The sequence below is a fragment of the Streptomyces sp. NPDC001410 genome, from assembly GCF_042895235.1.
Classification (GTDB): Bacteria; Actinomycetota; Actinomycetes; order Streptomycetales; family Streptomycetaceae; genus Streptomyces.
Window position 1 is genome coordinate 366,315 of sequence record NZ_JBIAWE010000001.1, and the last position, 12,421, is coordinate 378,735.

Genomic DNA, 12,421 nt, shown 5'->3' on the forward strand with positions numbered 1-12,421 from the left:
TATTTCGAACGCAGTTCGATAAATCGCCCAGAAACTAAGACGCGGGCAGGTTCACGTCAATGCTTTGAACTTGACTCGATGCCGCCTGCGCGAAACCTGTACGACACCGGCCGCTCTGCGGTTACCGTTCAGTAGATATCGTGTCAGGAGGCTCTCGGAGGTGCTCCCGCAATGATGCCCGACCGTGCCGCAGGCCTTGCAGAGTCCGCCCGCGCGCTCGCCGAAGGGGAGGTCAGCTCCCGCACGCTGGTGGAGCGGGCCCTGGCCCGGATCGAGGCCACCCAGCCGACCCTGAACGCCTTCCGGATCGTACGCACGGAGGCCGCGCTCGCCGAAGCGGACGCCGCCGACCGGGAGTTGGCCGGCGGAGCGCGGCGCCCGCTGCTCGGGGTACCGGTCGCGGTGAAGGACGACATGGATGTCGCGGGCGAGCCGACCGCCTTCGGCTGCCCCGGCGACTTCCCGCCGGTCGCCCGGGACGGGGAGGCAGTACGCCGGCTGCGGGCGGCCGGGGCGGTGATCGTCGGCAAGACCAACACCTGCGAGCTGGGGCAGTGGCCGTTCACGGAGGGCCCGGCGTTCGGGGAAACCCGCAATCCCTGGCACACCGGCCACACCCCGGGCGGTTCGTCGGGCGGTTCGGCGGCCGCGGTCGCCGCCGGCCTGGTCCCGGCCGCGCTCGGCTCGGACGGCGCCGGTTCGGTGCGGATCCCGGCCTCCTGGACCCATCTGATCGGCATCAAGCCGCAGCGCGGGCGCATCTCGACCTGGCCGCGCGGCGAGGCCTTCCACGGCATCACCGTCAACGGCACCCTGGCCCGCACGGTCGCCGACGCGGCCCTGCTGCTGGACGCGGCGAGCGGCAACCACGACCGGGACCCGCACCGGCCGCCCGCGCTCACGGTGTCGGACGCGGTCGGCCGCGACCCCGGCCGCCTGCGCATCGCCCTGTCGCTGAAGCCGCCGTTCACAGCGGTACCCGCCCGGCTGCGCCCGGAGGTCCGGGCCCGGATCCTCGAACTCGCCGAGAAACTCAGCGTGTTGGGACACATCGTCGAGGAGGCCGACCCGCCCTACGGCCAGATCGGGCTGACCTTCGTGCCCCGCGCCACCGCCGGCATCGCCGACCACGTCCGCGAGACCCCCGACCCCGCCCTGCTCGACCCGCGCACCCGGGACGCGGCCCGGCTGGGCCGGCTGCTCGGCGGGGCCCCGCTGCGCGCTGCCCGGCGCGCCGAGGCGGTCCTGCACCGGCGGATCGGCGCGTTCTTCGGGTCGTACGACGTCGTCCTGGCCCCGACGACGGCCGCTCCCCCGCCCGCGATCGGCGCCCTGTACCGGCTCGGCGGGCTCGCCACGGACCGCGCGATGATCGCCGCCTGCCCCTATGCCTGGCCCTGGAACGTCCTCGGCTGGCCCGGCGTGAACGTACCCGCCGGGTTCGTCGGCGCGCTGCCGGTGGGCGCCCAACTGCTCGGCCCGGCCAACAGCGAACTCCTGCTGGTCTCCCTGGCAGCCCAGTTGGAGGCCGAGCTGCGCTGGCACGAACGGTGGCCGCCGCAGAAGGCGGACGCGGACGGCACGGCGGCATGAACGCGCTCCGCCCGTACCCTGTGACCATGGACGATGCGTCGATGGTCGGGCTCGTGGGACGGGTGACGGGGACGATCGGGCCGGGGCTGGTCGGCGAGGTGATCGTCCGGGTGCGTGGTGGCGCGGAGCACTTCCTCGCCTACGCGGCCGACGGCACCGGCCGGATCGAGCGCGGCACAGTGGTGATGGTGGTGGAGTACCTGCCGCCTAGGACGGTCTACGTCACTGCCGCGTACGACAGTTGAGCGGGCTCAGCCCCAGGTGAGGGGCGTGTGCGTCAAGATTGCAACAAGGATTCGTCAGCGTCTTCTCGGCGTGTTCCCGCAGGCGCACACTCCCTTCGTTCGGTGCCGAAAGGGCACCATCCAAAGGGGGCGAATGCCGATGGTTGTCGGCGTCGTTGCGGGGGCGGTCGTCGTTGCCGTCCTCGTTCTGATCGGTCTGTTCAAGATGATGTGGCGGGTCGCCGAACCGAACGAGGCGCTCATCATCTCCGGGTCCAAGCACCGCACCGAGGGCTTGGAGGAGGGCATGGGCTTCCGCATCGTCACCGGGCGCGGCACGCTGGTGCTGCCCGGGGTGCAGGCGGTGCGCAAGCTCTCCCTGGACCTGAACGAGACCGAGCTGCACGTGGACTGCGTGACGCACCAGGGTATTCCGCTGAAGGTGCGGGGCGTGGTCATCTTCAAGGTGGGCGACGACTTCGTGTCGATCGCCAACGCGGCCCGCCGTTTCCTGGACCAGCAGCGCATGATGTCGGAGCGGGTGCACAACGTCTTCGCCGGTCATCTCCGTTCCATCGTGGGCGGGTTGACGGTCGAGGACATGATCCGCGACCGGGAGAAGCTGACCGGGCAGACCCGGGCGGCCTGCGGTACGGAGATGGAGAAGCTCGGTCTGATCGTCGACTCGCTGCAGATCCACGAGATCGAGGACCCGACGGGGTACATCCAGAACCTGGCCGCCCCGCACGCCGCCGCCGTCCAGCGGGACGCGCGCATCGCGCAGGCGGAGTCGAACCGTCTCGCCACCGAGGCCGAGCAGCAGTCGTTCGCGCGGATGGCGGAGGCCACCCGGGACAGCGAGATCCTGCAGGCCGGCTACCAGGCCGAGCGGGACAAGGCGGCGGCACGCGCCCGCCAGGCCGGTCCGCTCGCCGACGCGGGCGCCCGGCAGGAGGTCGTGGTCCAGGAGACGCGGGTCGCCGAGCTGGAGGCGCACCGGCGGGAGCAGCAGCTCCAGGCGGACGTCCGCAAGCCGGCCGACGCCAAGGCGTACGAGAAGCGCACGCTGGCCGAGGCCGAGCGTGACGCGCGGATCTCGGCGGCCGAGGCCAAGGCGAAGGAGACGGAACTGGCGGCCGCGGCCGAGGCGACCCGGGTCAAGACGGCCGCGGGCGCCGAGGCGGAGGCCACCCAGACCCGGGGTGCGGCCACGGCCGCGGCGACCCGGGCCACCGGTGAGGCGGAGGCCGCGGCCGCCCAGGCCAAGGGTCTGGCCGACGCCGAGGCGACCCGGGCCAAGGGTCTCGCGGAGGCGGAGGCCATCAAGGCCCGCGCCAGCGCCCTCGCAGAGAACCAGGAGGCGGTCGTCGCCCAGCAACTCGCCGAGAACTGGCCGGAGATCGTCCAGGCCGGCGCGTCCGCCTTCGGCAATGTGGACAACATGGTGCTGCTCAACGGCGCCGACGGCATGGCCGAGTTGTTCGCCAAGGCGCTCACGATGGGCGGCACGGGCCTCGGGCTCGCCCGTCAGCTGCTCTCCTCGATGAACCAGAACGGGCAGGCGCAGAACGGCACCGTGCCGTCCCTGGGCGGGCACGCGGCACCGCCGGCGCAGCAGGTGCCGGTGGAGCAGGACGAGGACTGAACACCCACCCGTCGGTCCGTTCCGGGGTCCTCGGCTTGCGAGGGCCCCGGCGGGCTGGCCCGGGGCACCTGTGCCGCGGAAGGCAACGCCTGGCCAACCCCAACCGAACCCTTACCGCCCCCTTTCCGGTTGCGGCATCGCCACCACGTACGGTTTCCGTGACGGGCGTCGAACGCCCCGATTGAGGAACTTCGACCAGGTGGGGGCGTGGATGACTGCCAGTCGCCGTGCTGTGCTGGCCGGCTTGACGGGCGGCGTGCTCGCCGGCTGCGCGGGCCCGAGAAGCTCGACGAACATCCGTGTGCCCGCGTCGCCCGCACCCTCGGCGACCGCCACCCGCACCCCCGCCACCGGCACCCCTTCGGCCACGGCACCCGCCACCGCGCCGCCCAAGGTCACTCGTGCCGAGATCGTCGTCCGCTACCGGCACTCCGTGCCGCACACCTGGGGGTTCGACGCGCCCGGAGTGACGCATGCGCTGCCGGCCACGAAACGCGCGATCGCGCTGACCTTCGACGCCTGCGGCGGCCCGGGCGGCAGTGGCTACGACCGGGCACTGATCGACTTCCTCCGCAGGCGGGAGATACCGGCGACCCTCTTCATCAACTCCCGCTGGATCGACGCCAACCCGGCGGTCTTCCGCCGGCTGGCCGCCGAGCCGCTGTTCGAGATCGCCAACCACGGCACCCGGCACCGCCCGCTGTCCGTCACCGGGCGCTCCGCCTACGGCATCCCGGGCACCCTCAACGCCGGCGAGGTGTACGACGAGATCGCCGGCAACCGCGCCAGGCTCACCCACCTGCTGGGCACCGCTCCGCGCTTCTTCCGCTCCGGCACGGCGTACTGCGACGACGTCGCGGCACGGATCGTCGGCGACCTCGGGGAGCGCTTCGTCAGCTTCTCCGTGAACGGTGACGGCGGCGCGACCTTCACGCCCGAACAGGTCCGCGCCACCGTCTCCGCCGCCCAGGCCGGTTCGATCGTCATCTGCCACATGAACCACCCCGAGGGCGGCACCGCCCGAGGCATCACCGCGGCAGTCCCTCATCTCCTGGCGGCGGGCAACGACTTCGTCCGCCTCTCGGATGGACTGCACTGACCGGACGGCGCTGACCGGACTGCGCTCCGGGATGGCATGCTTCTGGCGTGAAAGACCGTCGGACAAAAGGGAGTTCAGGTGTCGGAGTCAGCTCGGACGCAGGCCCTCGTCGTTCTCGACCCGGCGGAGCTGCCCGCCGTGCATGAGCTGGCGGCCGCCCACGGCGTCGAACTGCAGGAGGTCCCGCGGCGCGGCATCGAACCCGTCACCACCGTCACCCTGGTCCTGGTGGGCGCGGCGACCGCCGTCGGCGCCCTGCAGCACGCGCTGGAGCAGCGCAGGGGTGGCCAGGTGATCGACCTCAGAGCAGGCGCGCCGCGGGCGATCTACCGCACCCCGGACGTGGTCTACGGAACGGTGGTCGTCCTCGCGGCCGACGGCACGGTGACCGTGGAGGTCAGGGAGCCGGCCGGCATGTTCGGCAAAGTGATCTCCGTCCTGCCGAACCTCCTCTCCGCCGGCGGGAGTGGCACCGCGCAGGTCACGGCGGCCGTCACGGCGAGGTTCGGCGCCGACGTGGAGGTCCGGCCCGCGGCCGGGCGGCCGACCCCGGGCGGTGACGCATGAGCGGGGACACGGAGCAGGGGCGGCAGCAGGAGGCGCGGGACTTCCTCGACCTGCTCAGGGCACAGACCCAGGCCGAACAGGGCATTTCCGAGCGGCCGGGAACCGGGGCCGCCGTACGGGACCTGACCGAACGGCTCCTGCGCGACAGCTTCAACGCCGAGCAGGGCAACGACCCTCGGGTACGGGCGCTGGTGGAGCAGGAGGCCGCCCGCAACCTGCGGAACCGGGACGACGTCTTCGACGAGATGTTCGCGGGGATGCAGGACCACATCGAGCGGACGGCCAAGGACCGGATCCGGGGCGACGGCCTGGACTTCGCGGCGATGCGCCCGCTCATCAGCCATCTGCGAACCGGACAGCTCAACGCGGTGAGCCTGCGCGTGCCGGGCCACCACGGTGCCCATCTGGTGCTCGTCGAGGACCAGATGCCGCTCTTCGCCTCCAAACTCAGCAAGGCGGTCGCCTGGGCCCTCCCCTACGGACCGGCCGCCACCGAGGGCCTGATCGACATCCAGTGGAACCTGGCCGCCGCGGTCGAGCGGATCGAGACCGTGCCCGAGGTCGTCGAGCGCTTCACGGACATCGTCGTGGCCTACGCCGTCTCGGGCCGGATCGGCGACGCCGGCCACCACCTGCTGCCGCCGGGCCCGTTCAACCTCGCCGGGATGCTGCGTGACGGCCTCGAGTACTTCGTCATAGGCCACGAGTACGCCCACATCGTCAGCGGCCACCTGAACTCCGCGGTCCGGCGCAAGGGTGTGCTGCCGGTCGAGGAGGCCGAGGTGCTGGTGCACTCGTGGGGGCAGGAGTTCGACGCCGACCTGATCGGCATGGTCCTCTCCCTCAACGCGGGGATCGAGCACGACAACCGCGACCTGTGGGTGGGGTTCCTGGGCATCAGTCTGTTCTTCGACGCCCTGAACGTGATGGACCGCGCCGTCGCCCTGCTGCAGACGGGCGACGAGCGCACCCGTCAACTGGGCTCCCACCCGCCGTCCGACCTGCGCAAGCAGCGCCTTCGCGCGGTCCTTCCGCAGATGGCCGATGCCGACCGGGTACGGATGACGCTCGAACTGGCCGACATCCAGGGGCAGATCATCCGCGAACTGTGGGCGCGCACCCGCCCGGCCCTGCGGGAGCTGCACCGGCGCGGCGTGCCGACGGCCCGGACCTGGCGGACCATCCCGAAGGAGACCGGCGACCCGGGGCCCGGGCCGGCCGCCTAGACCTGACAGCTCCGGCCGGTGTCGGTCACGGACCACAACCGGAGGGCGGTTGCCCAACTCCCCGGCGCACGCCCTAAGGTGCCCCCGTGACTGCCTTTACCGACGAAGACATCCCCGGCCGCCACGGCCCCTCCGCCACCACCGAGGCCGACCCGCGCGAGGTCGGCAAGGTGCGCACCGAGTACTCCCCCGCCCATGACGGCGACCCCGATCCGGGCGAGATCGTGTGGACCTGGGTGCCGTTCGAGGAGAACGACGGCCGGGGCAAGGACCGCCCGGTGCTGGTCGTGGCCCGGGAGGCGGCGGGCACCTTCCTCGCCGTGCAGCTGTCCAGCAAGCGGCACGACGGCGACCGGGAGTGGGTGGCCATAGGCAGCGGGCCATGGGACCGGTCGGGCCGCGACTCGTGGGTGGACGTGGACCGGGTGCTGCGGCTGCACGAGGAGGGGATGCGCCGGGAGGCGTGCGCGATCGACCGGATGCGGTTCGACCTGGTCCGCCGGCGGCTCCACGAGCGGTACGGCTGGACCTGACGCCCTCTAGGGCTGCGGCAGGCGCTGCGGAAACGCCCGTACGAAGGCCTCCCGGACCGTCGCTCCCGGCGTACGGTCCAGGACGCCGAACACCACACGCTCGAACGCCCGAGCGAACCGGCCGCCGGGCCCGAGCAGCGTACGGAAGGCGCCCGCGACCTGCGCCGGGTCGTTCTGGAAGACACCGCACCCCCAGGCGCCCAGCACCAGCCGCCGGTATCCGTGGGCGGCAGCGGTCTCCAGGACCCGCTCGGCCCGCCGGGTCAGGGCGGCCGGGAGTTCGCCGACGCGCTCGGGTGCCATACGCCGTACGACGCCCGCGTTGGGGGCGGCGGCGGTCAGGAAGCCCGCCAGGTACGGCTCCGGCAGCAGGCGGCCCCGGTCGTCGCGGAACACCGGGACGGCGGGGGTGTGGATCACCCGGTCCGTGTAGAGCGGGTCGCGGTGGGCGCGGTGGTGGTCGTAGTACTCCCGGGCCTCCAGCAGGCAGGTGTACAGCGCGGAGGCGCGGCACAGGGCCTCCTCCTGGGCCTGGGCGCCGTTCAGATAGCCGCCGCCGGGATTGCGGGCCGAGGCGAAGTTCAGCACCGCGACCGGGGCGTCGGCGAGCCGGCGGGCGGCTTCGAGGCTGCTCTCGCCCGTGACCTGGAACAACGTCTCCGCATCCGCCGTCACGGACACCGGCACCGGCCCGGGGCCATACATCCGCGTGCCCGCCCGGGCGGCCTCGGTCGCCGCCGCGACGGAGACCTCCCGGCCGCCCGGCAGGCGGTACCTCCCTGACGCCACGATCTGCTCGGTCTCCGTGGCGATGCCACGCAGGCGCGCGCTCACGGCGCCACCCCCGTGGGCGCCATGACCGCGGCCCGCGCAGCCTCCCCCGTCGTGCTCATGCAGGCATCCTGGGTGATGCTGATGATGCGGTGCAACGGAGTTTCCGGGTCCAGGAACGGCCTGGAAACGCCCAAGAAAACGGAGATTACCGATCCCGAACGTCCCGATGGGCACCCTTGTGCGAATCGTTGCGAGGGTCTTGGGTGGGACGAGTGCCTGCCCGGCTCACCGAACGCCGGGCCGGTGACATGGTGGAATCTCAGGAGGATCCCGACATGTCCGACTCAATATCCGATGGTGGCGACTGTACGGAGCACCGCACAGCCGTCACCGAGGCCGAGGTCGAAGCTCTCGTCCGAGGCATCTGTTTCAAGACGGGCCCGCCCCGCACGCTCGGGGTCGAAGTGGAATGGCTCGTACACGAGCTGCGGCAGCCGCAGCTCCCGGTGACACCCGAACGACTCGAAGCGGCCTACGCCGCCCTGCGGACCGTGCCCCTGAAGTCGCCGCTGACGATCGAACCCGGCGGCCAGCTGGAGCTGAGTTCACCGCCCGCCACCTCCCTGATGGAGTGCATAGACACCGTCTCGGCCGACCTGGACACGGTCCGCGCGGTCCTCGCCGAGGACGATCTGGGACTCGTCGGCGTCGGCCACGACCCCTGGCACCCACCCCGCCGGTTCCTGCACGAACCGCGCTACGACGCCATGGAGGCCTGCCTCGACCGCACCGGCACGGCCGGCCGGCACATGATGTGCACCTCGGCCTCGGTCCAGGTGTGTGTGGACGCCGGCTACGAGGAGCCCGGGCCGCTCGGGCACGAGCGGCGCTGGCGGCTGGCGCACCTGCTGGGCGCGGTACTGGTGGCCGCGTTCGCGAACTCCCCGCTGATCGGCCGGCAGCCCACGGGCTGGCGGTCCACCCGGCAGCTGCTGTGGATGGAGATCGGCGTGGCCGGCCGGGCGGGCGGGCCCCCGCCGGACGGCGAGCCGCGGGACGCCTGGACCCGGCATGTGCTGGACGCCCCGGTGATGTGCGTCCGCAGCGACGGCGGTTCGTGGGAGGTGCCCGAGGACCTGACCTTCCGCAAGTGGACCCGCTCGCGGACACCCCGGCCGCCCACCCGGGCGGATCTCGACTACCACCTCACCACCCTGTTCCCGCCGGTCCGGCCCCGCGGCCACCTGGAGCTGCGCATGATCGACGCGCAGCCCGGCGAGGACGGCTGGATCGTGCCGCTCGCGGTGACGGCGGCGCTGTTCGACGACCCGGAGGCCGCCGAGTCCGCGCACCGGGTGGTGAAACCCCTGGCGGAGCGGGCCCTGAACCTGCCCGCCCCGCACAATCCGCTGTGGACCGACGCGGCCCGGCACGGGCTCGCCGACCCCGAGCTGCGCGAAGCCGCTGTCGCCTGTTTCACGGTGGCGCTGGAGGCCCTGCCCCGGCTCGGTGCCACACCGGCGGTCATGGACGCCGTGGCGGCCCATCTCCACCGCTACGTCACCCAGGGCCGCTGCCCGGCCGACGACCTGCTGGACCGCCTGCGCGACACGGACCGTCGTGCCCACGGGAGGAAGGACATCCGCACATGACCGCCCCGGAGACCGAGGTCACGGCCACCGAGCCGGACACCGAGGCGCTGCGCGAGCGTGCGCTGGCCTCGCTCACCGCAGCCCGCGCCCGCACCACGCTGCTGACCAGTTGCGTCGAGGACCCCGACCTCACCGCCCAGCACTCCCCGCTGATGTCGCCGCTGGTGTGGGACCTCGCGCACATCGGCAACCAGGAGGAACTGTGGCTGCTGCGGGCGGTCGGCGGCCGGGAGGCGATGCGGCCCGAGATCGACGGCCTGTACGACGCCTTCGAGCACCCGCGCGCCGAGCGGCCCTCGCTGCCGCTGCTGCCGCCCGACGAGGCCCGCGGCTACGCGTCCGAGGTGCGCGGCCGGGCCCTGGACCTGCTGGGGGCCGCGGACTTCCACGGCAGCCGGCTGACCGAGGCCGGGTTCGCCTTCGGGATGATCGCGCAGCATGAACAGCAGCACGACGAGACGATGCTGATCACCCATCAGCTCCGAAAGGGCCCGCAGGCCCTGACCGCCCCCGACCCCGAACCGGCGCCACTGTTCACGGGCCCGGCCGAAGTCCTCGTCCCCGGCGGTCCGTTCACCATGGGCACCTCCACCGAACCGTGGGCGCTGGACAACGAACGCCCGGCGCATCCGGTGGACCTGGCGCCGTACTGGATCGACACGACCCCGGTGACGAACGCGGCGTACCAGGCGTTCATCGAGGACGGCGGGTACGAAACCGAGCGCTGGTGGACGCCCGAGGGCTGGGCGCACATCCGGCAGCACTCCCTCGCCGCGCCGCTGTTCTGGCGCCGCGACGGCGGCCAGTGGCTCAGGCGCCGCTTCGGCATCAGCGAGGTCGTGCCGGCCGACGAGCCGGTGCTGCACGTGTGCTGGTACGAGGCGGACGCCTACGCCCGCTGGGCCGGGCGCCGGCTGCCGACCGAGGCCGAGTGGGAGAAGGCCGCCCGGTACGACCCGGCCACCGGGCACTCCACCCGCTACCCGTGGGGCGACGCCGACCCGGCGCCCGAGCACGCCAACCTGGGGCAGCGGCACCTCAGGCCCGCCCCCGCCGGCAGCTACCCGGCCGGTGAGTCCCCGCTCGGCGTACGGCAGTTGATCGGGGACGTGTGGGAGTGGACGGCGAGCGACTTCCTGCCGTACCCGGGCTTCCAGGCGTTCCCGTACAAGGAGTACTCGGAGGTGTTCTTCGGGCCCGAGTACAAGGTGCTGCGCGGCGGCTCGTTCGCCGTGGACCCGGTGGCCTGCCGGGGCACGTTCCGCAACTGGGACTACCCGATCCGGCGGCAGATCTTCTCGGGGTTCCGCACCGCCCGCTCGGAGGCCGTCTGATGTGCCGTCATCTGGCCTACCTGGGACCTGAGGAGCCGCTGGGCCGACTCCTCGTGGAGCCCCCGCACAGCCTGTTCCGGCAGTCGTGGGCGCCCCGGCGGCAGCGGTACGGCACGGTCAACGCCGATGGTTTCGGCGTGGGTTGGTACGCCCCCGGCGATCCGGTCCCGGCCCGCTACCGGCGGTCCGGGCCGATCTGGGCGGACCTGTCCTTCACCGACCTGGCCCGGGTCGTGCGCGCCGGTGCCGTACTGGCCGCCGTACGCGACGCGACCCGCGCGGGCGCGGACGGCGAGGCCGCGGCGGCACCCTTCGCCGCCGACCGGTGGCTGTTCAGCCACAACGGCGCGATCGCCGGCTGGCCGGACTCGGCGGCACCGCTGGTGTCCGCCCTGCCCCCGGTCGAACTGCTGTCGCTGGAGGCACGCACCGACTCGGCGTTCGTCTGGGCGCTGGTGCTGCACCGGCTGCGGCTCGGTGACGACCCCGCCGACGCCCTCGGCGGGGCGGTTCGCGAGCTGGCCGAGGCGGCCCCCGCCTCCCGGCTGAACCTGCTGCTCACCGACGGCACCACCATCACCGCCACCGCCTGGGGCGACAGCCTCTGGTACCGCACGGAGCCCGGCACCGGCACGGTCGTCGCCTCCGAACCGTACGACGACGACCCGCTCTGGCAGGAGGTCCCCGACCGCACCGTGCTCACGGCGAGCCGCACCGGCGTGCTGCTCGCCCCGATCGAGGACCCGGCGCCCTCCCCCACTCTCGGCTCCGCTCGAGCGGGGGCGCCCCGATCACCGAAGGAGCCCTGTACGTGAGTCCTCTGCACGTCACCCGCACTCTCCCCGAGGACGCGACGGACGCCGCGCTGCGCGCGGACGTCCTCGCCGGCCTCACGGTCAACCCCAAGACGCTGCCGCCCAAGTGGTTCTACGACGCCAGCGGCAGCGAGTTGTTCGAGCAGATCACGGAGCTGCCCGAGTACTACCCGACGCGGGCCGAGCGCGAGATCCTCGTCGCCCGGTCCGGCGAGATAGCCGCGGCGAGCGGTGCGCGCACCCTGGTCGAGCTGGGCTCCGGTTCCTCGGAGAAGACCCGCTATCTGATCGACGCGCTCACCTCGCTGGCGGCGTACGTCCCCGTCGACGTCAGTGAGAGCGCCCTGACCCAGGCCGGGCAGGCGCTCATCGAGGAGCGTCCCGGACTCGACGTGCACGCCCTGATCGCCGACTTCACCGCCCCGCTGGCGCTGCCCGAGACGCCCGGGCCCCGGCTGGTGGCGTTCCTCGGCGGCACGATCGGCAACCTGCTGCCCGCCGAACGGGCGAAGTTCCTGGCCTCGGTGCGCGCCCTGCTCGCACCGGGCGACGGGCTGCTGCTCGGCACGGACCTGGTCAAGGACGAGCAGGTGCTGGTCCGGGCGTACGACGACGCGGCCGGGGTGACGGCCGCGTTCAACAAGAACGTCATGGCCGTCATGAACCGGGAGCTGGGCGCCGACTTCGACCCGGACGCCTTCGACCATGTGGCGCTGTGGGACACCGAGCAGGAGTGGATCGAGATGCGGCTGCGCTCGCGCACCGCGCAGACCGTGAAGGTGCCCGCACTGGATCTCGCCGTGGACTTCGCGGCGGGCGAGGAGCTGCGCACCGAGGTGTCGGCGAAGTTCCGCAAGGAGGGCGTGAGTGCCGAACTCGATGCGGTGGGCCTGGAGTTGACCCACTGGTGGACGGACACCGAGGGCCGCTTCGCGCTGTCGCTCAGCGTGGCGCGGTAG

Annotated in this window: 12 protein-coding genes; 11 read left to right on the plus strand and 1 reads right to left on the minus strand. The window is 72.7% G+C overall.

Going from position 1 to position 12,421, the window contains the following annotated elements:
• The first annotated feature begins 171 nt into the window (after positions 1-171).
• The 7 genes from ACFY3C_RS01660 to ACFY3C_RS01690 all read left to right on the plus strand — a co-directional run bounded on the left by ACFY3C_RS01660 (position 172) and on the right by ACFY3C_RS01690 (position 6,887).
• On the plus strand, positions 172-1,593 hold the full coding sequence (locus ACFY3C_RS01660; protein WP_390769300.1) for an amidase: 1,422 nt from the start codon (positions 172-174) through the stop codon (positions 1,591-1,593).
• A 26-nt stretch (positions 1,594-1,619) separates the two neighbouring features.
• Positions 1,620-1,838, plus strand: a complete 219-nt coding sequence (locus ACFY3C_RS01665) for a hypothetical protein (RefSeq protein ID WP_386576775.1) — start codon at positions 1,620-1,622, stop codon at positions 1,836-1,838.
• Between the two features lie 133 nt (positions 1,839-1,971).
• Positions 1,972-3,462 carry a flotillin family protein gene (locus tag ACFY3C_RS01670; protein ID WP_390769301.1) on the plus strand — a complete coding sequence of 497 codons (1,491 nt, stop codon included), beginning with the start codon at positions 1,972-1,974 and terminating at the stop codon, positions 3,460-3,462.
• 211 nt (positions 3,463-3,673) lie between these two features.
• Entirely contained in the window at positions 3,674-4,561 is an 888-nt protein-coding gene (locus tag ACFY3C_RS01675; RefSeq protein WP_390769302.1) for a polysaccharide deacetylase family protein, read from the plus strand.
• Between the two features lie 78 nt (positions 4,562-4,639).
• Positions 4,640-5,128 (plus strand): hypothetical protein, encoded by a 489-nt coding sequence (locus tag ACFY3C_RS01680; RefSeq protein WP_386576778.1) that lies wholly within the window; start codon positions 4,640-4,642, stop codon positions 5,126-5,128.
• A complete protein-coding gene (locus ACFY3C_RS01685; RefSeq protein WP_390769303.1) occupies positions 5,125-6,354 on the plus strand; it encodes a hypothetical protein in 1,230 nt (409 codons plus the stop codon). The genes ACFY3C_RS01680 and ACFY3C_RS01685 overlap by 4 nt, the downstream gene beginning before the upstream one ends.
• Positions 6,355-6,440: 86 nt before the next feature.
• Positions 6,441-6,887, plus strand: coding sequence for a type II toxin-antitoxin system PemK/MazF family toxin (locus ACFY3C_RS01690; RefSeq protein ID WP_390769304.1), 447 nt, complete (start codon positions 6,441-6,443; stop codon positions 6,885-6,887).
• 6 nt (positions 6,888-6,893) lie between these two features.
• Here ACFY3C_RS01690 and ACFY3C_RS01695 read toward each other — a convergent pair whose 3' ends face one another.
• Entirely contained in the window at positions 6,894-7,721 is an 828-nt protein-coding gene (locus tag ACFY3C_RS01695) for a TIGR02452 family protein (RefSeq protein WP_390769305.1), read from the minus strand.
• Positions 7,722-7,996: 275 nt separating this feature from the next.
• On the opposite strand from ACFY3C_RS01695, the gene egtA reads away from it, so the two are divergent.
• The 4 genes from egtA to egtD are packed head-to-tail and all read left to right on the plus strand — an operon-like array spanning position 7,997 to position 12,421.
• On the plus strand, positions 7,997-9,313 hold the full coding sequence (gene egtA, locus ACFY3C_RS01700; protein WP_390769306.1) for an ergothioneine biosynthesis glutamate--cysteine ligase EgtA: 1,317 nt from the start codon (positions 7,997-7,999) through the stop codon (positions 9,311-9,313).
• Positions 9,310-10,647, plus strand: coding sequence for an ergothioneine biosynthesis protein EgtB (gene egtB / locus ACFY3C_RS01705; RefSeq protein WP_390769307.1), 1,338 nt, complete (start codon positions 9,310-9,312; stop codon positions 10,645-10,647). Before egtA ends, egtB begins: the two co-directional genes overlap by 4 nt.
• Positions 10,647-11,462: an ergothioneine biosynthesis protein EgtC gene (gene egtC, locus ACFY3C_RS01710; RefSeq protein ID WP_386576784.1), complete on the plus strand. Its 816-nt coding sequence runs from the start codon at positions 10,647-10,649 to the stop codon at positions 11,460-11,462. Before egtB ends, egtC begins: the two co-directional genes overlap by 1 nt.
• Complete coding sequence (gene egtD, locus ACFY3C_RS01715; RefSeq protein ID WP_390769308.1) at positions 11,459-12,421, plus strand: L-histidine N(alpha)-methyltransferase; 963 nt, start codon at positions 11,459-11,461, stop codon at positions 12,419-12,421. The genes egtC and egtD overlap by 4 nt, the downstream gene beginning before the upstream one ends.